Source organism: Pseudomonas shirazensis (genome assembly GCF_050496565.1).
GTDB classification, from domain to species: Bacteria; Pseudomonadota; Gammaproteobacteria; order Pseudomonadales; family Pseudomonadaceae; genus Aquipseudomonas; species Aquipseudomonas shirazensis_A.
Window position 1 is genome coordinate 1 of record NZ_JBNWAE010000064.1, and the last position, 301, is coordinate 301.

The following is a 301-nucleotide window of genomic DNA, read 5'->3' on the forward strand; positions in this document are numbered from 1 at the left end:
GACCTGAAGGGTGCCCTTGCCATCGGCGCCAATGTTGACGGTGTAGTTAGTGCCACCGACGTTGACGGTCAGAGTCGTGGTGCTACCAGCCTGCGGCGGGTTGCTGAGCTGGAAGTTGAAGGTGAGGTTGGCATCACCCTCCTTCGCGGCTTCGGCAGTGACGGCCACGGTGGTGGTGTCGATGGTGTCTTCGACAGCAACAGTGGTGGTCGCGCCAGTGAGATCCACAGCTTCGAAGTTACCGCCGTTGACGGCAGTGACGGTCGCAGTCACTTCGCTACCGTCTTTGTAGACGTCTTCA

Annotated in this window: 1 protein-coding gene; it reads right to left on the reverse strand. The window is 59.8% G+C overall.

Features of this window, described 5'->3' with window-relative positions:
- A partial coding sequence (locus ACQZ2L_RS25135; protein WP_430328328.1) for an immunoglobulin-like domain-containing protein occupies positions 1–301 on the reverse strand: 301 nt, incomplete at both ends.